General features: G+C 65.1%; 26 protein-coding genes. 20 read left to right on the top strand and 6 right to left on the bottom strand.

Annotated elements, in window-relative coordinates; genetic code table 11:
- Positions 1-61: 61 nt before the first annotated feature.
- The gene (locus tag ACZ5Z2_RS15830) at positions 62-1,684 is read left to right on the top strand and encodes a tryptophan halogenase family protein (protein ID WP_464759517.1); all 1,623 of its coding nucleotides are present in this window, start codon (positions 62-64) and stop codon (positions 1,682-1,684) included.
- A 6-nt stretch (positions 1,685-1,690) separates the two neighbouring features.
- Here ACZ5Z2_RS15830 and ACZ5Z2_RS15825 read toward each other — a convergent pair whose 3' ends face one another.
- The 6 genes from ACZ5Z2_RS15825 to rph form a co-directional block, all read right to left on the bottom strand.
- Positions 1,691-2,020 carry a PilZ domain-containing protein gene (locus tag ACZ5Z2_RS15825; protein WP_464759516.1) on the bottom strand — a complete coding sequence of 110 codons (330 nt, stop codon included), beginning with the start codon at positions 2,018-2,020 and terminating at the stop codon, positions 1,691-1,693.
- On the bottom strand, positions 2,017-4,446 hold the full coding sequence (locus ACZ5Z2_RS15820) for a DUF1631 family protein (RefSeq protein WP_464759515.1): 2,430 nt from the start codon (positions 4,444-4,446) through the stop codon (positions 2,017-2,019). The genes ACZ5Z2_RS15825 and ACZ5Z2_RS15820 overlap by 4 nt, the downstream gene beginning before the upstream one ends.
- A 69-nt stretch (positions 4,447-4,515) precedes the next feature.
- The gene (hemW, locus tag ACZ5Z2_RS15815; protein ID WP_464759514.1) at positions 4,516-5,682 is read right to left on the bottom strand and encodes a radical SAM family heme chaperone HemW; all 1,167 of its coding nucleotides are present in this window, start codon (positions 5,680-5,682) and stop codon (positions 4,516-4,518) included.
- A 3-nt stretch (positions 5,683-5,685) separates the two neighbouring features.
- The gene (gene rdgB, locus ACZ5Z2_RS15810) at positions 5,686-6,282 is read right to left on the bottom strand and encodes an RdgB/HAM1 family non-canonical purine NTP pyrophosphatase (protein WP_464759513.1); all 597 of its coding nucleotides are present in this window, start codon (positions 6,280-6,282) and stop codon (positions 5,686-5,688) included.
- Complete coding sequence (locus ACZ5Z2_RS15805; protein ID WP_464759512.1) at positions 6,279-6,668, bottom strand: VOC family protein; 390 nt, start codon at positions 6,666-6,668, stop codon at positions 6,279-6,281. The genes rdgB and ACZ5Z2_RS15805 overlap by 4 nt, the downstream gene beginning before the upstream one ends.
- 12 nt (positions 6,669-6,680) lie before the next feature.
- Entirely contained in the window at positions 6,681-7,409 is a 729-nt protein-coding gene (gene rph, locus ACZ5Z2_RS15800) for a ribonuclease PH (protein ID WP_464759511.1), read from the bottom strand.
- Positions 7,410-7,744: 335 nt separating this feature from the next.
- On the opposite strand from rph, the gene ACZ5Z2_RS15795 reads away from it, so the two are divergent.
- The 19 genes from ACZ5Z2_RS15795 (at position 7,745) to ACZ5Z2_RS15705 (ending at position 18,546) form a co-directional block, all read left to right on the top strand.
- On the top strand, positions 7,745-8,605 hold the full coding sequence (locus ACZ5Z2_RS15795) for a YicC/YloC family endoribonuclease (RefSeq protein ID WP_464759510.1): 861 nt from the start codon (positions 7,745-7,747) through the stop codon (positions 8,603-8,605).
- 190 nt (positions 8,606-8,795) lie between these two features.
- Entirely contained in the window at positions 8,796-10,064 is a 1,269-nt protein-coding gene (locus tag ACZ5Z2_RS15790) for a tyrosine-type recombinase/integrase (protein ID WP_464759509.1), read from the top strand.
- Between the two features lie 40 nt (positions 10,065-10,104).
- The gene (locus tag ACZ5Z2_RS15785; RefSeq protein WP_464759508.1) at positions 10,105-10,368 is read left to right on the top strand and encodes an antitoxin; all 264 of its coding nucleotides are present in this window, start codon (positions 10,105-10,107) and stop codon (positions 10,366-10,368) included.
- A gap of 2 nt (positions 10,369-10,370) precedes the next feature.
- On the top strand, positions 10,371-10,778 hold the full coding sequence (locus tag ACZ5Z2_RS15780) for a PIN domain-containing protein (RefSeq protein ID WP_464759507.1): 408 nt from the start codon (positions 10,371-10,373) through the stop codon (positions 10,776-10,778).
- Between the two features lie 339 nt (positions 10,779-11,117).
- Entirely contained in the window at positions 11,118-11,624 is a 507-nt protein-coding gene (locus tag ACZ5Z2_RS15775; protein WP_464759506.1) for a Panacea domain-containing protein, read from the top strand.
- 3 nt (positions 11,625-11,627) lie between these two features.
- Positions 11,628-12,095: a hypothetical protein gene (locus tag ACZ5Z2_RS15770; RefSeq protein ID WP_464759505.1), complete on the top strand. Its 468-nt coding sequence runs from the start codon at positions 11,628-11,630 to the stop codon at positions 12,093-12,095.
- A gap of 390 nt (positions 12,096-12,485) precedes the next feature.
- The gene (locus tag ACZ5Z2_RS15765) at positions 12,486-13,448 is read left to right on the top strand and encodes a hypothetical protein (RefSeq protein WP_464759504.1); all 963 of its coding nucleotides are present in this window, start codon (positions 12,486-12,488) and stop codon (positions 13,446-13,448) included.
- The gene (locus ACZ5Z2_RS15760) at positions 13,445-13,630 is read left to right on the top strand and encodes a hypothetical protein (RefSeq protein ID WP_464759503.1); all 186 of its coding nucleotides are present in this window, start codon (positions 13,445-13,447) and stop codon (positions 13,628-13,630) included. Before ACZ5Z2_RS15765 ends, ACZ5Z2_RS15760 begins: the two co-directional genes overlap by 4 nt.
- A gap of 165 nt (positions 13,631-13,795) precedes the next feature.
- Positions 13,796-14,332 (top strand): hypothetical protein, encoded by a 537-nt coding sequence (locus ACZ5Z2_RS15755; protein WP_464759502.1) that lies wholly within the window; start codon positions 13,796-13,798, stop codon positions 14,330-14,332.
- Between the two features lie 100 nt (positions 14,333-14,432).
- Positions 14,433-14,657, top strand: a complete 225-nt coding sequence (locus ACZ5Z2_RS15750) for a helix-turn-helix transcriptional regulator (RefSeq protein ID WP_464759501.1) — start codon at positions 14,433-14,435, stop codon at positions 14,655-14,657.
- A complete protein-coding gene (locus ACZ5Z2_RS15745; RefSeq protein ID WP_464759500.1) occupies positions 14,657-14,968 on the top strand; it encodes a helix-turn-helix domain-containing protein in 312 nt (103 codons plus the stop codon). The genes ACZ5Z2_RS15750 and ACZ5Z2_RS15745 overlap by 1 nt, the downstream gene beginning before the upstream one ends.
- Positions 14,965-15,153 (top strand): hypothetical protein, encoded by a 189-nt coding sequence (locus tag ACZ5Z2_RS15740; protein WP_464759499.1) that lies wholly within the window; start codon positions 14,965-14,967, stop codon positions 15,151-15,153. The genes ACZ5Z2_RS15745 and ACZ5Z2_RS15740 overlap by 4 nt, the downstream gene beginning before the upstream one ends.
- Positions 15,150-15,995 carry a helix-turn-helix domain-containing protein gene (locus ACZ5Z2_RS15735; RefSeq protein ID WP_464759498.1) on the top strand — a complete coding sequence of 282 codons (846 nt, stop codon included), beginning with the start codon at positions 15,150-15,152 and terminating at the stop codon, positions 15,993-15,995. Before ACZ5Z2_RS15740 ends, ACZ5Z2_RS15735 begins: the two co-directional genes overlap by 4 nt.
- Positions 15,992-16,786 carry an ATP-binding protein gene (locus ACZ5Z2_RS15730; RefSeq protein ID WP_464759497.1) on the top strand — a complete coding sequence of 265 codons (795 nt, stop codon included), beginning with the start codon at positions 15,992-15,994 and terminating at the stop codon, positions 16,784-16,786. The genes ACZ5Z2_RS15735 and ACZ5Z2_RS15730 overlap by 4 nt, the downstream gene beginning before the upstream one ends.
- An 86-nt stretch (positions 16,787-16,872) precedes the next feature.
- The gene (locus ACZ5Z2_RS15725; RefSeq protein ID WP_464759496.1) at positions 16,873-17,193 is read left to right on the top strand and encodes a hypothetical protein; all 321 of its coding nucleotides are present in this window, start codon (positions 16,873-16,875) and stop codon (positions 17,191-17,193) included.
- Positions 17,194-17,195: 2 nt separating this feature from the next.
- Complete coding sequence (locus tag ACZ5Z2_RS15720; RefSeq protein ID WP_464759495.1) at positions 17,196-17,402, top strand: helix-turn-helix domain-containing protein; 207 nt, start codon at positions 17,196-17,198, stop codon at positions 17,400-17,402.
- Between the two features lie 86 nt (positions 17,403-17,488).
- On the top strand, positions 17,489-17,686 hold the full coding sequence (locus ACZ5Z2_RS15715) for a hypothetical protein (protein ID WP_464759494.1): 198 nt from the start codon (positions 17,489-17,491) through the stop codon (positions 17,684-17,686).
- Positions 17,683-17,898, top strand: coding sequence for a hypothetical protein (locus tag ACZ5Z2_RS15710; protein ID WP_464759493.1), 216 nt, complete (start codon positions 17,683-17,685; stop codon positions 17,896-17,898). Before ACZ5Z2_RS15715 ends, ACZ5Z2_RS15710 begins: the two co-directional genes overlap by 4 nt.
- A gap of 39 nt (positions 17,899-17,937) precedes the next feature.
- A complete protein-coding gene (locus tag ACZ5Z2_RS15705; protein WP_464759492.1) occupies positions 17,938-18,546 on the top strand; it encodes a DUF6445 family protein in 609 nt (202 codons plus the stop codon).
- Positions 18,547-18,548 lie beyond the last annotated feature (2 nt).

Genomic DNA, 18,548 nt, shown 5'->3' with positions numbered 1-18,548 from the left:
CAACGCGGGCAAAGCCCCTACGCTAGGGCTTCATTTCGTCCACGCAGCGGGCAGCCCATCCATGGCCGACGTCGCCACCGTCTTCAACGAGAGCATCACCCCCTACGCTCCCGGCCCGCGCACCGACGCCGAGCCGCCGGTGAAGCGCATCGTGGTGGTGGGCGGCGGCACGGCCGGCTGGATGACGGCGCTGCTGCTCGCCAATTCCGACTACGGCCCACGGCTGGAGGTGACGGTACTGGAGTCGCCGCAGGTGGGCATCATCGGCGTGGGCGAGGGCTCCACGCCGTGGCTGCGCGGCTTCTTCGACGGGCTGGGCATCGAGGAATCGGAATGGATGCCCGCCTGCAACGCCACCTACAAGAACGGCATCCGCTTCGACGGCTGGAGCACCCGGCCGGGCTACGGGAGCTACTTCCACCCGTTCGCGTCGATGCTCGACAACATGACGATGACCCAGTTCGTCGACAACGTGCACCGGCGGCTGGACGGCGAGGACGTGGAAGCCCATCCCGACCGCTTCTTCATCGCCGAGCGGCTGGCGAGCAAGGGACTGGGGCCGCGGCCGCGGCACGATTTCCCGTTCGACGTGTGGTACGCCTACCACTTCGACTCGAACCTGCTGGGCGCCTTCCTCGGCAGGAAGGCGGCGGAGCGCGGCGTGCGCCACGTCGTCCGCCACATGCACGGCACGATCCTGGATGAGCGGGGCGACATCGCCGCCTTGCAGCTGGACGGCGGCGAGACGCTGGAGGCGGATTTCTTCGTGGACTGCACCGGTTTCGCCTCGCTGCTGATCGGCAAGGCATTGCAGACGCCCTACGTGTCTTTCGCCGAGAACCTGTTCAACGATGCCGCGGTGGCGATGCCTTCGCCCGTGGAGGACGGCGAGGGGCGCCCGCTGATGGGGCAGACGGTGTCCACCGCGCTGCGCCATGGCTGGGCGTGGAAGATCCCGCTCTCGCACCGCTGCGGCAACGGCTACGTGTACAGCACCGCGCATTGTTCGCCGGACGAGGCGGAGACCGAGCTGCGCGCCCACCTCGGCCTGCTCGACGATGCCACGCCCGCCCGCCACCTGCGCATGCGCGCGGGGCGTTTCGTCAAGCAGTGGAACCGCAACTGCGTGGCGGTGGGCCTGTCGCAGGGCTTCATCGAGCCGCTGGAGGCCACCACGCTGCTGTTCGTGCAGCGCACCGCGGCCATGCTGGTGAAGGCGCTGGAGAAAGGCGACCTCGGCGAGGGCGCGCAGAACGCCTTCAACGAGGCGATCAACGACCGCTTCGAGGGCACGCGCGACTACATCGTCACCCACTACAAGACCAACACGCGCACCGACACCGATTACTGGCGCGCCAACGCCGCCAACGTCAACCTGTCCAGGCCGCTGCAGCAGCTGCTGCACACCTGGCTGGCCAGGCGGCCCATCGCGGGGGCCCTGCAGCAGGGTATCTACGGTCGCGGCTACCCGGTCATGTCGTGGTACTGCCTGCTCGCCGGCATGGGGCTGTTCCCCGATGCGCGGGAAATGCGTCCCGCGCCCGCCGGCAGGCCGCGCCACGACCTGTCCGCCATCGACAATCTGCTCGAACGCAGCGCCGCGAACTTCCCCGGGCACCGCGCCCTGCTCGCGAACATCCCGCCGCGGCCCACGGAGTCTTCGCTGCAGTTGTACCTGTGGTGACGGCGCTCAGCCGTGCCGCAGCCAGCGTTCCAGCAGTTCGCCGTGGCTGCTGCCGACTGCGATGATGCGGTAGCCGGCCCAATACTGGCCGGGGCTGGCGGCGGGGTCGTGCCATTGCTCCTGCAGGCCGAGTTCCACATGGCCGCTGCCGTTGGGCAGGTTGATGCGCACCTGGTAGATGCCTTCGCTGCGCGGCTCGCGGTTGCCGATCAGCAGCAGGCCGGTGGCGGAGACGTTGCACAGGTTGCCCAGCGGCTGCTCGGCGATGGTGTCGATGGCCACGATGCCGGCGTCCACCGGCTTGCGCGGCGCGCGGCGCTGGTCGCGCGTGCTCATGGGCGGGCTCCCGAGGGTTTGGCGGTGCGCAGCAGGCTGCCGGTGAGCGAATGCCACGCGCGGTCGAGCAGGCCGTCGCGCTGCGGCGGCATTTCGCGCACCTGGCCGCTGGCCACGGCGCGGGCCAGCTCGCGCAGGTTCATTTCCTCGCCGCGCAGGCCGCGGCGGGTGACGAACAGGCTCTTGCCGGTGACCGGCGAGAACCAGGCCAGCTTGCGCCGGCTGACTTCGCCGGTGGCCGGGTCGGTGAATTCGAACCAGCTGCCGAAGGGCAACTGGCGCAGGCGGTTGTGGATGCGCGCTTCCTGCGGGCCCAGCGGCGGTTCGTCGCTGTCGTCGGGCGCGGATCTGGCCTTGCCTTGCGGCTGCTGCGATTCGCCCAGCCGCTGGCGTTGCTTGAGGCGCAGCGCCAGGTCGGTGGCGCTGGGCAGTTCGTGGGCAGGGGGCGTCGCGGCGATGGCGGCGGCAGGCGCGGGCGCGGCGGATCCGGATGCGATCGCCGCGGCGGCTCCGTCGTCGGGCGCGGCAACGGCCATTGCGGCGGGTTCCGGTTCGGCTGCCGGGAGCGCCGTTGCCGTGACCACCGTCGCAGGTGGGACGGTGGCCAGAGATGCGGCGGGCCGGGTTGGCGTAATGGTGGTGACCGTGGCGGCGGGCTCGTCGCCGATCAGGCGCAGCGCCACCTGGCTGGCCTCCTCGGCGTGCATGCCGATCTGCTGCAGGCCGGCCTGTACTTCGCGGCGCAGCAGGTCGGGGTCGTCCACCGGCAGGCGGCCCAGCAGTTCGTCGGTGACGCGCAGGCGTTGGGCGACCGCGGGGCTGCCTTCGCCGTGTTGCAGCAGGGTGAGCGCCAGCACGTCGGACCAGGCGCGGTCGAGCAGGGCGCGCAGCAGGCCGCGCGGCGGGTGCTTGGCGTAGCGTTCGGCCAGCAGTTCGCTGGCGCGGTGGCGGGCCAGATCCAGCCGCTCGCGGCCCTGCATGGCCTCGACGTGGCGACGCTCGGCGGCCTGGGCGCGGCGGCTCAGCTGGGCGAGGTGGTGTTCGATGTCGGCCAGCAGGGTGGTGTAGAGGCCGGCGCTGGGCGGCTCCTTCCGCGCCCGGTCGACCAGCTGGTTGAGCCGTGCGGTGAGCTGCTGGTCGGCCTCGCCGTCGGGGCCGTCCAGCCAGTCGTTGGCGGCCTCGGCCACTGCGCCGAGCAGGCGGCGCGCGGGATGTTCGCGCTGGTCGAAGAAGTCGCGGTCGGTGACGGCGAGGCGCAGCATCGGCAGCTGCAGATCCTCGAGCACGGCGCGCGCGTGCGGGCCTTCGTGCAGTTGCTTGCCGATCTGCTCGAACAGCATCGCCACCAGTTCCACGGTGTCGTCCTGCTCCGGGCTGAGCTTGGTGGGCGCGGCGCCGGCGGGCTTGCCCGCGTTGAGCTGCAGCAGCAGTTCCTCGCGCAGGCGCTGGGCGCTGCGCAATTCGCGGCTGGCGTTGTCGGTGACCTGGGCCAGGTGCTGCTGCAGGGCGCCCAGGGCGGTCTGCAGTTCTTCCGGCGAGGCGACCTGTCCCGCGGCGGCGCCGCTGCCGGCGCCGGTGCGATGCTGGGCGAGCAGGTCGCGCAGGGTTTCCAGCACGGTGATCGGCGCTTGCGCCGCTCCGCCGGCTGCGCTGGCGTCGGAAGCCGCAGCGGGGCCGGCCTGCGCATCGCCCGCAGGGGCGCTGCGCGCGGCGCCGGGCGCCGGGCGGGGCGGCGCGAACGGACGCAGCTGCGGCAGCAGGCCGTCGTCCTGCAGTTGAGTGTTGACGACGGTGTAGAGCGGGCCGGCCGCCAGCACCACGGTCTGCTCGAAGCATTGCACCAGCTGCAGGCGATGCCCCGACGGCAGGTCGAGGATGTCGATGGCGTTGCGCATGGCCTCGGCCAGGCCGGCCGGCCCGATGGGCAGCGCGGCGCCTTCCAGCGGCGCGGCGCCGACCAGCACGGCGAAGCGGTAGGAAAGCTCGGTGATCAGCAGGCCGTGGTGCGCGTCGCCGCGCGCGGCGAGCTTTTCCAGCGTGGCGGTCAGCTCGTGCTCGCTGCGCGTGAGCAGGCTCAGCGGCCGGTTCGCGAACGTGTCGCGGGCGTCCTTGTCGTCTTCGCCCAGGCGCGTGAAGCTGCTGCGCAGGTGATCGGCAAAGGCCTGCATGAAGGCCGGGCGCTGCATCTGCAGCTGCGCGCGGCTGTCGACGCAATGCTGCTGCACCTGGTGGCTGCGCGCGTGCTCGATCTGTTCGTACAGATCCTTGTCGAAGCGATCCAGGCAGTCGCGCAACGCGGGTTCCAGCCACTGCGCGCACAGCGGGCCGATGACGTTGAGCAGGCGTTGCGTGCGCGCCGGCCAGCGGGGGCGCGCGGGCGCGTCCATCGCCGTGCTCGATTGGCGTTTGCGCTGCTCTGCGTCCACGGCCTGCTCCCGTTGTTGCCTTGTGGCCGCAGTGTAGGCGGGTTGTTGCGGGGCCGCCATGGTCGGCGCTCAGTCGAGGAAGCTGGCGATGGCGTCGTTGAGGAAGCGCTGTCCCAGCGGGGTGGTGCGCAGTTGCCGGGCGTCGTCGGCCAGCCAGCCGCGGCGCCGGGCTTCGGCCAGTCTGGCGGCGATGCGTTCGGGCGCCAGGCCGGTGCGTTCGGCGAAGTCCGTCGCCGGCACGCCATCGATCAGGCGCAGCGCGTTGAGCATGTATTCGAACGGCAGTTCGTCGTCGGCCACGATGCCGTCCCCGCCGAGGCGGGCCGCGCCCGCCGCGGCTTCCATGTAGGCGCGCGGATGGCGGGTTTTCCAGCGGCGGTGCACCTTGCCCGTGGCCGCGTCGCTGAGCTTGCCGTGGGCGCCGGCGCCGATGCCGAGGTAATCGCCGAAGCGCCAGTAGTTGAGGTTGTGCGCGCAGCGCCGGCCCGGCTGCGCGTAGGCGGAGATCTCGTACTGCGCGTAGCCGGCCTCGGCGAGCCGCGCCTCGCAGGCTTCCTGCATCGCCCAGGCGTGGTCGTCGTCGGGCAGCGGCGGCGGGTTGGCGGCGAACGCGGTGTTCGGCTCCAGCGTGAGCTGGTAGTGCGAGATGTGCGTGGGCGAGAGCGCGATCGCGCGCTCCACGTCGGCCAGCGCGCCGTCCAGTGACTGATCGGGCAGCGCGTACATCAGGTCGAGGTTGAGGTTAGCGTAGCCGGCGTCCTGCGCCGACTTCACCGCGGCCTCGGCCTCGGCGGCGGAATGGATGCGGCCCAGGCGCCGCAGCTTGTCGTCGTCGAAGCTCTGGATGCCGAAGGAGAGCCGGTTCACGCCGGCACCGAGATAGCCGTCGAAACGGCCATGCTCGACCGTGCCCGGATTCGTCTCCAGAGTGATCTCGCAGCCGGCCGCGAATGGCAGCCGCGCGCGCGCGCCGTCGAGGAGGCGCGCGACCAGTTCCGGCGCGAACAGGCTGGGCGTGCCGCCGCCGAAGAACACGCTGACGATTTCGCGGCCATGGACGGCGGCGCCGAAGTCGCGCAGGTCGGCGTCGAGATCGGCCAGCAGCAGCTCCACGTATTCGGCGTAAGGCGGCGGCGCGCCGCGCAGGCCATGCGAGTTGAAGTCGCAATACGGGCACTTCTTCACGCACCAGGGCATGTGCACGTACAGCGACAGCGGCGGAGCGATCAGCGGCATGGCTCAGGCGTGCGGGCCGGCCAGCATGTGGCGCAGCCCGGCCAGCGCGCGGCCGCGATGGCTGATGCGGTTCTTCAGGCCCGGCGGGAGTTCGGCGGCGCTGGCGGATTCGTCGTTGGGCAGGAACAGCGGGTCGTAGCCGAAGCCCTGTGCGCCGCGTGGGGCGTGCAGCACGCGGCCGTGCCAGCGGCCCTCGGCGATCAGCGGCGCCGGGTCGTCCGCATGGCGCAGCAGCACCAGCACGCAGATGAAGAAGGCGTCGCGCTGTTCGTCCGGCACGCCGTCGAGTTCGCGCAGCAGTTTGGCGTTGTTCGCGGCGTTGTCGCCGTGCGTGCCGGCGTAACGCGCCGAGTACAGGCCGGGCGCGCCGCCGAGATGGTTCACGCACAGGCCGGAGTCGTCGGCCAGCGCGGGCAGGCCGGTGATGCGCGCGGCATGGCGTGCCTTGAGCAGCGCGTTTTCGACGAAGGTGAGGCCGGTCTCCTCGGCGTCGTCCACGCCGAGGCTGGCCTGCGGCACCACCTCGAATCCGCTGTCGGCGAGCAGGGCGCCGAATTCCTTGAGCTTGCCGGGGTTGCCGCTGGCGAGTACGAGTTTCATGGCTTCGGTTGCAACAGATCCCAGCGATTGCCGTAGAGATCCTCGAAGACCGCGACGGTGCCGTAGTTTTCGTGGCGCGGTGCTTCGGCGAAACGCACGCCGCGTGATTTCATCGCGGCGTAGTCGCGCTCGAAGTCGTCGGTATGGAGGAAGAAACCCACGCGGCCGCCGGTCTGGTTGCCGATGTGCGTGCCCTGGATTTCATCCGCCGCCTTTGCCAGCAGGATGCCGGTCGCGGCGCCCGGCGGCGCCACCAGCACCCAGCGCTTGCCGTTTTCGCGCGGCGAATCCTCGCGCAGCTCGAAGCCGAGCGCCTGGGTGTAGTACGCGATCGCCTCGTCGTAATCCGCCACGACGAGCGCGAAGCTGGCGATGTGTCGGGCCACGGGCGCCGGCGCTCAGAGCCCCAGCGCGGCGCGCTGGGCGGCGACCAGTTCGGCGATGCCTTTCTCCGCCAGCGCCAGCAGCGCGTCCATCTCGTCGCGGCGGAAGGCATGGCCTTCGGCGGTGCCCTGCACTTCGATGAAGCCGCCGCCGTCGTTCATCACCACGTTCATGTCGGTGTCGCAGTCCGAGTCCTCGGCGTAGTCGAGGTCGAGCACGGGCACGCCCTTGTAGATGCCCACCGACACCGCGGCCACGGCGCCGACGATGGGGTTGCGCTTGAGGTTCTCGCGCTTGGCCAGGTCGTTCACCGCGTCGACCAGGGCCACGTAGGCGCCGGTGATCGCGGCGGTGCGCGTGCCGCCGTCGGCCTGTATCACGTCGCAGTCCAGCGTGATCACGCGTTCGCCCAGCGCCTGGCGGTTGACGCAGGCGCGCAGGCTGCGGCCGATCAGGCGCTGGATTTCCAGCGTGCGCCCGCCCTGCTTGCCGCGCGCGGCCTCGCGGTCGCTGCGGGTGTGGGTGGCGCGCGGCAGCATGCCGTATTCGGCGGTGACCCAGCCTTCGCCCTTGCCGCGCAGGAAGCCGGGCACCTTGTTCTCCACGCTGGCGGTGCACAGCACGCGGGTGTCGCCGAAGCTCACCAGTACCGAGCCCTCGGCGTGGCGGGTGTAATGGCGCTCGATGGAGACGGCGCGCAACTGGTCGCTGGCGCGGCCACTGGGACGGACATGCTGGTTCATGGGGTTAGAGCCTGTTCAATGTCTCCACATAGCCCGCGCCGGGAGCTGTTTGCGCGCAGGCCAAGGAAGAACGAAGGAGTGGACGTCCGTCCACGACCGAGTGATGACGCAGGGATGCGGGCAAACAGGCCCGGCCCTTCGGGTCGCCTTGCCGTGGCCGCCATGCGGCAGCGCGCGGCTTGGCCTGCCGGCCAGGCAGGCGCTGCGCCACGCACTACCACCTGGCGGCCACGGCAAGGCAACGCGGGCTATGTGGAGACATTGAACAGGCTCTTAGGCAAGGCTGGGCGGGAAAGTTTACCATTGCGGCCTTTCCCGCTGTCCGCAGGCCGCTGATGATCCGCAGCATGACCGCCTACGCTTCCGCCGAATCCGGCGGCTCCTCCGGCGCGTTGAGCTGCGAGCTGCGCACGGTCAACCACCGCTACCTGGAACTCTCGCCGCGGCTGCCCGACGAGTTGCGCAGCCTGGAATCCGCCTTGCGCGAGCGCATCGCGGCGAAGCTCTCGCGCGGCAAGGTGGACGTGACGGTGCGCTTCCTCGGCGATTCGCGCAGCGAATCGCTGAAGATCAACGACGGGCTCCTGCTGCAGTTGTCCGAGCTGAATCTGGGCATGGTCGAGCGCTTCCCCGGCTTGCAGGTGCAGTTCACCGAACTGCTGCGCTATCCCGGCGTGCTGCAGCGCGAGGCCGTCGATCCCGAAGCGCAGCAGGCGGCGCTGTTCGACGTGCTGGATCGCGCGCTCGATGCGCTGACCGCCACCCGCGAGCGCGAAGGCGCCAAGCTGGGGCAGATCCTGCGCGAGCGGCTGGACGCGGTCGAAAGCATCGTGGCCCAGGTGCGCGAGTGGATGCCGGAAATCCGCGCCGCGCTGCGCGCCCGGCTGGAGGCGCGGCTGGCCGATCTCAAGCAGCCCGTCGATCCCGGCCGGCTGGAGCAGGAACTGGTGTTGCAGATCACCCGCAGCGACGTGGACGAGGAACTCGACCGCCTCGCCACCCACATCGCCGAGACGCGCCGCGTGCTGAATCTCAAGGAGCCGGTGGGCCGCCGCCTCGACTTCCTGATGCAGGAGTTCAACCGCGAGGCGAACACGCTGGGCTCCAAGTCGGTGGACGCGCGCAGCACCAACGCCGCGGTGGAGCTGAAGGTGCTGATCGAGCAGATGCGCGAACAGGTGCAAAACATCGAGTGATGTTTCATACCGTCCGATAACGTCCGACAAGCCGCGCCAGAACACCGAAAGCCCGCATAAAGCGGGCTTTTTCATGTCCAACGTTGTCCGATGGCATCCAACGCAATCCGGTTGTACTCTTGTACCCACAGTTGTACCCACCCTCCCTTGAAGGGGAATTTTGTGGGTACAAGCCGGAAGGAGCTTCGTGATGAGCAAGCTGTCCGATGTGACGATTCGCCACTGGATCAAGGCGGGCGAGCGGTTCGAGGCGCGCGGGGATGGCGATGGCCTTTACCTGCGCTTCCGTGAGCGCGATGCCTCGCCTCGCTGGCTGTTCCGTTACCAGTTGGCCGGGAAGGCCAGGAAGATCGATCTCGGCACCTACACGAGCCTTTCCCTTGCCGACGCGCGCAAGACAGCCAAGGCGATGCGGGCACGGGTAGCTCTGGGGCACGACGTGGCCGCCGAAAAGCAAGGGCGCAAGCAGGAAGCTGTGGCCCGGATTTATGCCGAACGTAATGCTGTGACAGTGGCGAAGCTGGCGGATCTGTACCTGGCAGATCGGATCATCGGCCATTGGAAGCATCCGAACATCGTGCGCAGTCGGATCGAGCGGGACATCAAGCCGGCTATCGGCACGCTCGCCCTAGCCGACGTCCGGCCGTCGCACATCGACGCATTGCTGAAAAGCATCGTGAAGCGCGGGGCGCCGACGATGGCGACGGACGTGCTGCGCTGGCTCAAGCGGATGTTCGACTACGCCATCAAGCGCGAGATGGTCGCTACCAATCCCGCCGCTGCATTCGACCCATCCGACGCGGGCGGCAAGGAGGAATCGCGCAAGCGGTGGCTGACCCGTGACGAGCTGGTGCGCCTGCTGGCGGCAATGAAAACCGCGAAGGGCTGGACATACGAAAACACGCTCACGGTAAAGCTGTTGCTGATGCTGGCCGTGCGCAAGGGCGAGTTGATCGAGGCGCCCATCAAGGAGTTCGACCTCGAGGCCGGCGTGTGGTCATTGCCTGCGGATCGCACGAAGACCGGCCAGGCCATCGACATACCGTTACCGCGACAAGCCGTGGAAGCGCTGCGGGAGCTGGTGCGGCTGGCCGGGTACAGCGATTGGCTGCTGCCGGCGCGCAAGATGCAGACGAGGATGGTGCCGCACATCGACCTGAACACCGTGGGCGCGGCGATCGCCAAGAACATCCGCCCGTTGCTGGGCGACAACTTCGCGCCGTTCGTGGTGCATGACTTCCGGCGTACGGCACGCACGCACCTGGAGGCGCTGGGTGTCCAACCGCACATCGCCGAACGCTGCCTCAACCACAAGCTGAAAGGCGTCGTGGGCGTCTACAACCGCCACGACTACTTCGAGGAGCGCGCGGCAGCGCTGCAGGCCTGGGCCGATCTGCTGGCACAACTGGAAGCGGGTAACGCTGGCAAGGTGGTGCCGATCAAGCGCAAGGCGGGTTGAAGGCATTCAGGTTTGGATATCCTTTGTTGGATATCATTGGATGCATTCGGACGATATGGGAAAGACCATGCAGACGGTGAAGGTGTTCAAGCTAGGCAACGCCCAGGCGGTGCGCATCCCGGCCCGCTACCGATTTGATACGGGCGAGGTCGAGGTGTTCCAGCGCGGCAATGAGCTGGTGTTGCGACCCAAGGCGGAAACCGCCGCCAACCTGTTCGAGCGCATCCGGGCCAAGCATGGGGCACTGGATATGCAGGTGCCGCCGCGCGGCAACGCTGAGCCTGTCGAGCCGCTGGAGCTGTAGGCATGGCATCCAGTTACTTGCTGGACACCAACATCGTGAGTGCCGCCATGCGTGGCGAGCCGCGCGCGCTACTGAACCGGCTGACTGGCATGGCTGTCGAGCGCCTGCACCTCTCTGCGCTGGTGCTGGCCGAACTGGCGACCGGTGCAGAGCTGGGTAGTCGCCGGGCTGCCACGCTCGCCGCAGTGCGCGACCTGACCACCGGCATGCCCGTTCTGCCGTTCGATGATGATGACGCAATGACCTACGCGCGCATCCGCGCCGCACTGGAGCACAAGGGCAAGATGATCGGGCAGTTGGATTGCCTGATCGCCGCGCAAGCTGTTGCGCGCGGCCTGGTGCTGGTGACGGACAACCTGCGCGAGTTCCAGCGCGTCCCCGGCCTACACTGCGAGAACTGGATGAGGTGAGGCTGGCTGCTGCTGGTGTCGGGCCAGGAGCTCGTCTAGGTGGCGACGTGCTGCCGTTCAAGCGCAAGGCAGGATGACCGCAATCTGACGAACGCCGGAAGCTGCCGCAGGGGAGGCGGACATGATCGACGGGAAGCGTGCTGGCGGCGGCGTGGTGCCGATCAGGCGCAGGGTTGGATGACTCTCCTCGTGGTCTGCTTCGAGCCCTGATGCGATAACATTGAACGTTGAGAGGCGTCCAAGGGTCTTGGTTTGTGAGACAGTACACCCAGATCATTGCGAACTATGAGCCTGCCCGCAGTTTTCGGCTAGTTCGAAGTGCAGATCGGAGGAACGTCCATGGCCTATTCAGCTAAATCGATTGCCAATGGCCTCCTGCGGGTCTCGCAGGAGCGCGGCCATGCAATTTCCAACATGAAGCTGCAAAAGCTGCTGTATTTCGCCCATGGGTTCTGGTTGGCGAACACCGGGGTGCCCTTGATTGGTGAGCTCCCGCAGGCTTGGCAGTATGGCCCCGTCTATCCATCGGTGTATCACGAGTTCAAGCACTGCGGCTCTGGCCCCATCGAGAGGCCGGCGACTGAAATAGACTTTTCGACCTTGGCAGTAAGTCCCGTGCCCCTGCCAGATGAAAATGTCATGGCATTCCTTGGGGCTGTCTATAACTCCTACGGCACACAGACGGCTATTCAGTTGTCTGCGATTTCACACTTGCCAGGTAGTCCATGGGCCAAGACATGGAACGCAAGTGGGGGTGCGTCGGGAGCAGTTATTGGTGATGGCGATACCAAAGATTATTTCAGTGCTTGGTTGAACCAATCCAGGCCTCAGCAGGTGGCGGGGTAGTCAATGACTAGCTCGCCAGGGAGCGGCAACGACTCCAATGCTGATCCCGGCAAGCCGGATGAGCAGCATTGGGAAGATCTGCTCAAACAAACCTTGCGAGCTCAAACCGCAGAGGCCAATCAGACGTCTCCCGAAGGGGTGTCTGAGGAAAAAGAGTCTTCTACTTACTTGGAAGCCTTCCGAGTTGCAGAAGACCAGCGGCATCGACACCGGGAGTTCATGACCCCGGCTCTAAGAAATATTGCCTATGTTTGGATTGGCACAGTTGTGCTCATCCTCATCTTTCAAGGGTTTGGGGCGCGATCCAACTTTTTCCATCTGTCTGATAGTGTGTTGCTGACGCTGCTCACGACCACAACCGTCAACATCCTTGGATTATTTCTGATCGCGCTTAATTACCTTTACGCAAAACAAGATCGGATCGTAAAGGCGACAACCATCAAGCAACGGCCTAAGTCGGTCGAGAAATAAATTTGTCTTACATTTGGCTGGGTATTTGGTGGAGAGCAGGCAACGCGCCCCATCCAATACGGCTCAACCTAGACTCATCTCGTGTGGCTCGTTGATGTCTGGCGCTAGCGGAGCAGATCCTGGTAGGTCTTGACAGCACCTACGGCGAGCGCGCAATCTGATGCCGTCCCCGCCAATTCGGGGGCCAGGTGTAGGAACCTGAGTAGATCAAGGCGCAACGGCGCCGAAGGCGCTTTTTTTGTGCTCGTTGCGTCACGCCTGCTTCACGGTGGGCGTGCAGGGCAGCCTTCGGGCTGGCCGGGTTTCCTTGATCCCCGGTTTCCTACCCCTGCACGTCCGCCACCTTGCCGCAATGGCTGGGTGGTCTCTCAAACGAGTGGAGGAGGCATCATGGGAAAGCAGAGTGTGATTCAAAACCCAGTTCGCGAAGGCTATGCAGTCCTGACGCCGCAGGTGTTTCGCGCATTGGATAGGCGCGTGCGCAAGCAATCGGGCGGCGTGCTGATGGTCTGCACACCCGATGAGATGCATGGCTTGTGGGGCAGCGCAGGCGGGATGGCCGGCGATGTCTTCATTGACACTCGATTGCTGGGCAATGCAAAACATGACGGCGGTGTTTGCGCTCATGCTGCTGATATCCGTATCACTAACCAGATCAAGGTGCTCGACTTCCAGGGCGCACAGCGGCCAGAAATTGACCTGCGGAAGATCCCAGCCAATCGCATCTACGAATACCTTGTGTGGCATGAAATGGGCCATCTGTTGGAGAACTTCGATCCATGGGGACTGTTTGGGAAAGGTGTGCCAGCAGACTATGCCAATCGAGACGATGTACGAAGTGCACTTTCGCAGCTTAACGAGGTCATGGCAGACCGCTTCGCGTGGAGCCAAATGTTCCCCGACCAACGTTTGCCGTTACGGCGTGGCAAAGCTCATATGAAGGATTGGGCCAAAGAGTGGGATGCTCGCCTTTCATCGAATGGCATCAGGCGACGGATGGCTCCGCATCACTCACACAGTACGGAAATATGGGCCTCCGTTCCTACTGCGCATGTTTACAAGGGCATTCCCTGGTCTGATCTGGTCAGGCCGGAGGAAATCGGAGCATCGAAATGGGAGGCATGCCTTGCGCGTGCACGGATCGAGGTGAAGACCTATGAGGTGCGCAGTTTTCTCGCAAGGGCTAAGCGCGAGATGGAAAGATGGGCCCGAATCTCGACTGCGACATTGCAAGAGGTGAATGAGGCAATGGAGCATTGCAAGCGTGGCCTATCTCTCTCGGGTTTTATGTTCGAAGACGAAAAGAGAGCTTTGATCCAAAAGCACCGCGCTGCTTTGGAGGCGCACGCATGAACGACCACACCATCACCAGCGAAGCGCACGAAGCGGCCGGCATTCTGCTGCGCAAGGCTCGCGGCATTGCCGCGTTGATGATGCATTCCGCCAGAGTGGCTGACGGCAGAGAGGTATCCGCCGCAGCTGAAGCGGTGGTGCAAATGCTCGATGAGGCTCACGACCTGATCGGTCACGCTTAACAGTTCACGCCGCGCCTAGGCTGATCTCCGAAAACCGGGCACCTTCCCCGGCTGGCGCGGCACCTCTTGAAGGGCGCAGAGGTGTGCGCAGTGTCGAAACCAAGTCTCAACCGTCTAGCCGGACTTGCCACTGCAGCCGCGCAGGAGTCATTTGGACTCGGTGACTTGTTTGCCCTCGCATCCGGCTTAAAAGTGCCACCAGGATTCCCCGCGGGCACCATTGCGCCAGATGGCGCACCTGACAGCGAAGGCAGGGAGCTGATAAGGAAACTTCTCGCCGATGACTTCGTGAGATGGGATCACGAAACACTTGCTCGTGCTGCGGCCCATCTGTTCGAGGGGGCGCTTCTCTGGCGCGGCTTTTTCGCACACTACGCAAAAGACAAGGAAATCGAGATCCGTCAGACGAAGACTGATCTTATGAAGGCATTGCTTGATGCGAATGAAGAGTTTCTTCAAGTGCTACGCGATCCCGGAACACGTGCCTACTTAAACGCACAAGCGCGCTTGGCAAAAGACCCTAAACAAAACGCTATGGGTGAAGCTCTCAAGCTGTGGCAAGACTGGCAAAGCGGAAAGACTCTGCATAAATCTGGTGCCGCCTTTGATCGCTATGTGGTCGAAAAGCTTCCCGTCATCAGAGCTACAAAGACTGTCGAGCGCTGGCGTGCTAGGTGGCAGAAAGAAGCCAAAGAACAATAGGGACTCTGCTAGCTCAGTCCCCTACGTGCTAGCTCAAGAGTTTCTTGGCTAAGTTGCACGCCAAAAGCTAACACCATCACTCAACCGATGGAGTTGGCCCGTGTTGCACAACCTCCCCGAAACCGGCTTCGTTCGCCTGCCGCAGATCGTCGGCAAGAAGCCCACAAGCAATGATCCGGGCATCCCGGCACTGTACCCTGTCTCGGCATCAACGTGGTGGGCCGGCGTCCGTTCCGGTCGCTTCCCGAAGCCCGTGAAGCTCGGCCCCCGCACGACTGCGTGGAAAGTGGACGACATCCGCGCCCTGATCGAAAGGGCCGCGTAATGAGCCGCCCCCAGAAACGCCAACGCCCGGCGGCAACCGGGCGTCAGGGCAATACCAAGAACATTTCGTCCTTCAACGATACCACCGCCGCCGCTCAGCGACACCGTCTCCTGGCCCACCTGAAGCACGAGGCCATCGACACCATCACGGCACGCCGCGATCTCAACGTCATGCACCCGGCCATGCGTGTGAAGGAGCTGCGCGAAGACAATTACCGCATCGTCACCGTGCGCGTCAGCCGTGCTGACACGGAAGGGCGCCAGCACCACAACGTGGCGCTCTACACGCTGGTGTCGGGAGGTGCAGCTTGAACGCCAATCGCTCCCGCGCCGATATCAACGACGACCTGCTCGCCGCGTGCGTGTGCATCGGCGCGCTGGCCGACCACATCGCCGAGCACGGCATCAAGGATCAGGTGCTCGTCAACCTGGAGCGCGCCACGGACGGCCTGCGCCGCCTCATGGTCGAGCGCCGGGCGCTGGGAGGCGAAGGATGAGCACGCGCATCATGTCGCTCTGCTGGCCCCTGCAGATGCCGCCCACGCAGAAGGCCGTGCTGGTCTCCTTGGCCGACAACGCCAACGACCAGGGCGACTGCTGGCCGTCCATTCCGACGATCTGCGAACGCACCTGCTTCAGCGAAAGGACGGTGCACGGGGCCATCAAGTGGCTGGAGGAAAACGGTCTGCTCAGGGCTGACCGTTCGAATGGTCGTCACACCCGTTACCAAGTCACTCCGGAAGGGTTCAAACCCCCGCAGCAGGTGCACCCCCGCATCTCCCGCACCCCCGCAGCAGATGCAGTCGAACCCCCGCAGGAGCTGCAGCAACCCCCGCAGCAGATGCACCCCCGCAGCTCCCGCACCCCCGCAGCAGATGCAGTCGAACCCCCGCAGGAGCTGCAGCAACCCCCGCAGCAGATGCAGTCACCCCCGCAGGAGCTGCGGTCTAACCGTCAAGAACCGTCACTAACCGTCAAAAGCAACCGTCACTCTCCACGCGCGAACAAATCGACCAGCGAACGGTTCACCGAATTCTGGAACGCCTACCCGAGGAAGGTCGGGAGCAAGGCGAAGGCGGAGAAGAGCTGGGGCAGCCAGAAGCTCGATGCCATCGCCGACCAGATCCTCACGGACGTGAGGGCGCGGATCGCCGACGACCCGCAGTGGCGCGACTCGCAGTTCATCCCATACCCCACGAGCTACCTCAACGGCCAGCGTTGGAATGACCAGTGGCGTACCGTCTCGAAGCGCCCCTCGGTCAATGACCACTTCAGGGGCGCCAGCTACGAGGGCTCTACCGACGACGAAATCCCGGACTACCTCGTGGGGGCCGTATGAGCACGAATTTGTTCGACATCGAGTGGACGGATGTCGTGGTGTCCTGCGACAAGCACGGCGAGCAGGCCGTCAAACGCATTTCGTCCTTCGGCGGCAAGCCGTTTAACCAGCCGGGTGAACCCTCCTGCCCGATCTGCGCCCAGGAGCGGCAACAGGCTCAGCAGGTCGAGCAACGTGCACAGCAGGCAGCCGAACACATCGAGCGCATCGTCAAGGCGTCGCGCATCCCGCTGAACTACGCGGATTTCACCTTCGACGACTACCGCGCGGACACGGCGCACCAGCAGCGCAACCGCGACCTCTGCGCGCGCTACACCGCCAGCCTCGCCGAGAAGAAGAACCCCGGTTGGTTGGTGCTCACCGGACGCCCTGGCACCGGCAAGACGATGCTGCTGGGCTGCATGGTTCGCGCCCTAGCCGGCGTCCGCATCGTGTCGTGCTACACCACGCAGGCGGCCATGGGGCGCGAGTTCCGGGCCACCTACCAGCGCAATGCGGAGATCAGCGAGGCCGAGCTGTTCGACCGGTACGCCGAGGTGCCTGTGCTGATGCTCGACGAGCTGGCGGTCTTCAGCACCGAAGGCACCGACCGCGTGCTGTTCGAGTTGCTCGACACGCGCTACGCGAACGGACGCCCCACGGTGATCGCCACCAACCACCCACGCAACCGCCTAGAGGACGTGCTGGGCGAGCGCCTGTTCGACCGCCTGCGCGAGGCAGCCACGTTCCTCGCATTCGATTGGGAAAGTGCCCGCAAGCCGGCAGGCCAGCGAAACCAGACACCCGCGTGAATCTTCCCGACCAGCAGCCATCGAAAGCGAACGCACGATGTATCGGCGGCTCTGCAATTGCAGCAATCAGCTAGGAGTTGAAATCAATGGCATTCCAGAAAGGTGTTTCAGGCTGCCCGGGTGGCCGCACAGACCCACGCAAGACCAGGGCGCGCATTGCTATCACGCGCGTAGTCGAGGAAAACGCGGAGCGGATATCCGCCTGGTTCGAAGCTATCGCGCGTGATGATGGCCCCAAGGCGGCACTCGATGCGTTCCTCAAGCTCGCCGAGTATGCGCTGCCCAAGCTCCAACGGACGGAAATCAGCGGCGACTTCCAGTCACGTATTGGGCAGATGAGCGATGCCGAACTTGAAGAACGGATTGCAGAGCTACTGCAGGGAATCGCCGCGACGGGCAAAGGCTAATCGTGAGCGGCCATATCTGCCCGGATGGCCGACACGACGAAAGGGCGGCGGCGCATTACCTGGGAGTTCAACCGGGCACGCTGCGCGCGTGGCGTGCCCGTGACCAGGGGCCGGCGTACATCAAGGCCGGACGCATCTGGTACTCCCTGGAGGACATGGACGTGTGGCTCGCCAAGCAGCGGTATGCGCCAGCCAATGATCAAGAGTGATGCAAAGGTGTATGGATGTATTGCATTGTGTATGGATGTGCATCGATGAGGATGCCATTTCTGTCCCCATCGGGTTCACTAGGCCCATGGAACAGTCACAGGAAAAAGTCGTCGCCAAGCTTCGCATTGCACCGGAACTGCACCGTGCGTTGCGGATCATGGCCGCCGATAGGCATATGACCATCTCGGCTCTCGCGAGTGAGATTTTCTCTCTGGCGGTATCGCAAACCACTCGCCCCATTGCTCAGCCCAATGGGGCGAATCACTGCGGAGCGATGGCATGACTATTCCGTCGCAGATGGATGCCCGTGTCTGCCCTGATGGACTGTTGCAGGAAGACGCCAGCGTCGAGATCAAAGTCCACCCGACGATATATCGAACTTTGGGGGTCATCGCTGCCGACACGGGAAAGAGCGTCTCGGCTATCGCGAACGAATTCATCTACAACGCGCTGCCATGGTCGGGCATTCCCTTTGACCATAACAGCCCCAACTAGCGCCGACATGGCACGAGCAAATCAGCACGAGGCCACTGAATGAGCTATCTCGTTGTCGATGAATTCTGTCCCGAACTCGATCAAGTCCGATTCAGTGCGCTCGCTGCTGGCTTCGATACGTGGAAGCCGAACAAGGGCGAAGTCGGAAGCTCCGTCTACGAGGGCATGGGCTTCTGGGGTGACCACGCCCTGATGGTTCGTTCGCTGATGCGCGTCGTGGGTGGAGTCGTTCTACCGAACACCATGTATTTCCGCTACACGGTACCCGGCATGGAGCGCGCCTACATCCACAGCGATCGCGAGTCGGGCAATCACACCTGCGTTGTATATCTGACGGATCACGACGAGGAATACGGCACGGCGTTCTATCGGCACAAGCACACGGGCCTGATCGAGATGCCCTCGTTCCAGCAGATGCACGACGCTGGAATCCTGGAAGAACTCAAGGCCGACATGGTGTCGCGCGATCCGGCCAAGTGGGTGCAAACCGACTTCGTTCGCGGCCAGAAAAACCGGGCGTTGATCTTCAATGCGCCGCTCTTCCACTCACGCCTTCCCGTTGGCGGCATCGGTACGGACGCCACCGATGCCCGCATGGTGTGGGTGAGCCATTTCAACAAGCTGGCGCCTAACGGCGACTTCGCGTAGGA

Source organism: Rhodanobacter sp. G1, assembly GCF_055397855.1.
The sequence above is the reverse complement of the archived record's forward strand: the minus strand, read 5'-3'. Positions and strand labels throughout refer to the sequence as shown.